At 66.2% G+C, this 1,794-nt stretch carries 2 protein-coding genes and 1 pseudogene; 2 read left to right on the top strand and 1 reads right to left on the bottom strand.

Translation table 11 applies throughout. The features are described 5' to 3' along the window. The coding region (locus tag EOA32_RS36765) for a nicotinate-nucleotide--dimethylbenzimidazole phosphoribosyltransferase (RefSeq protein ID WP_145971501.1) at positions 1-950 on the bottom strand (950 nt) is incomplete at its 3' end. A gap of 162 nt (positions 951-1,112) precedes the next feature. On the opposite strand from EOA32_RS36765, the gene EOA32_RS36760 reads away from it, so the two are divergent. Both EOA32_RS36760 and EOA32_RS36755 read left to right on the top strand, forming a co-directional pair. Further along, positions 1,113-1,343 (top strand): DUF1289 domain-containing protein, encoded by a 231-nt coding sequence (locus tag EOA32_RS36760; protein WP_066992723.1) that lies wholly within the window; start codon positions 1,113-1,115, stop codon positions 1,341-1,343. 28 nt (positions 1,344-1,371) lie between these two features. Next, a pseudogene (locus EOA32_RS36755) lies at positions 1,372-1,794 on the top strand (TIGR02281 family clan AA aspartic protease); the annotation flags it as partial.

Genomic DNA, 1,794 nt, shown 5'->3' with positions numbered 1-1,794 from the left:
GCCTTGACGAGACCGGCGGCAAGTCCAGCCCCAACTCCTTCGCCGTGACTGACAGCAAGATCGAGCAGTGGCTCGAGCCCAAGCCGTTCGGCGACTTTGGCTTGGCCCGGCTCCGGCGACAGGCTGGCGAGCAGGCAGTGGTCGATCGCGGAAGGATAGGCTTTGTGCAGAACCGCGGCGGCAGCCGTCGCCACGAACCCGTCGAGCAGCACAGGAATCTTCTGCATGCGGGCTGCGAGAATGGCGCCGCAGATTGCCGCGAACTCGCGCCCGCCGACGCGGCGCAACGTTTCGAGCGGATCGTCGAGACCGGCGCCGTGGAAAGCAAGCGCCCGGTCGACCGCTTCGGCCTTGCGCGCCATCATCGCCGTGTCCGCCCCCGATCCAGGTCCAACCCAGTCGGACCCCTTGCCGCCGAAGAGGGCAGCGCTGAGCGCGGCCGCGATGGTTGAATTGCCGACGCCCAGATCGCCAAGGCAAAGAAGATCGGCGCCGCCCGCGACCGCTTCCATGCCGAAGGCCATGGTGGCGGCGCAGCCGCGCTCATCGAGGGCCGCTTCTTCGGTGATGTCCCCGGTCGGAATATCCAGCGCCAGGTCGAAGACCTTCAGGCCGAGATCGTTGGCGATGCAGATCTGATTGATCGCTGCACCTCCGGCGGCGCAGAGTTCGACGGCATTGGCGGTCGCCGAAACCGGCCGCGGCGAGATGGCATGCCGAACGGCACCGTGATTGCCGGCAAAGATCGCCACAAGCGGACGATTGACGGCCGGCGGCGCACGCCCGCTCCAGGCGGCGAGCCATGCCGCGACATCTTCGATCCGGCCGAGCGAAGCTTTCGGCTTGTCGGCCTTGGCAAACAGAGTGCGGACGCGGGTTTCGGCGGCGGCGTGCGCCGGCGGCAGCGTTGCCAGCAGAGTGCGGAAATCATCGAAAGGCTTTGCGGTCATGTCGAATGCGGTCTCTTTGCAGGAACAGCCAGCGGCATAGCCGCCTTCACTGCCTGGCACAACCGCCCGGCAATGCCGCGAAAGCGCCGGTCGACGGCGCATCGCGAAGGGCTTGCATTGGCGTTGCGGTTGCACCATGTGGAGTGAAGGCAAGAGAACAGCATGACCGCCATCGAGTCTCCCTGCATACTCGTCTGTTCCATCGACATGAAAACCGGCTTCTGTTTCGGTTGCGGCCGCACGCGCGATGAGATCGCCGGGTGGATCGCGATGACGCCGGAAGTCCGGCGTGCAGTCATGGCCGAGTTGCCGGCGCGGCTGGAGACGGTCGAACGCCGGCCCCGCCGCGAGACGCGGCGCGCCCGCATGGCGCGCGAGCGCGGCGTGCTGTGAAAGAGCTGGCTGTGAGAAAGGGCTGGCCATGAATCGCCTGTTCTGGGTCGTCATGCTGGTGATCGGCGCCGGCTTGATCCTGCTGATGATGAATGATTCCGCCGGCCGCACCTTCGGCATCGAGAACAACGATTTCAGCAGGCTGATCTGGGTTGGAGTCCTGGTGGCGGTAATCGGCGCCAGCCTTATTCGCTCTGGCCGGCCGCTCGGTGACATGGCGCGCAACTTCGGCGTCTGGGCGGCAATCGTGCTGGCGCTGATCGCCGGCTACCAGTACCGCTACGAGTTGCAAGATGTTGTCAGCCGCGTCACCGCCGGCCTTGTTCCGGGAAGCCCCTTGGCGCTTGGCGTCGATAGTGGCCGTGCCACCGTGACGCTCGACAAGGCCGGCAATGGCCATTTCGAGGCGCGAATCCTCGTCAACGGCAGGCCGGTGCGCACGGTGGTCGAC

The sequence above is a fragment of the Mesorhizobium sp. M1A.F.Ca.ET.072.01.1.1 genome (assembly GCF_004023325.1).
Lineage (GTDB): Bacteria > Pseudomonadota > Alphaproteobacteria > Rhizobiales > Rhizobiaceae > Mesorhizobium.
The sequence above is the reverse complement of the archived record's forward strand: the minus strand, read 5'-3'. Positions and strand labels throughout refer to the sequence as shown.

What these genes read in the sequence shown, in the direction of transcription:
- EOA32_RS36760 (WP_066992723.1), top strand. Translation starts at nt 1,113, where the DNA reads ATGACCGCCATCGAGTCTCCCTGCATACTCGTCTGTTCCATCGACATG.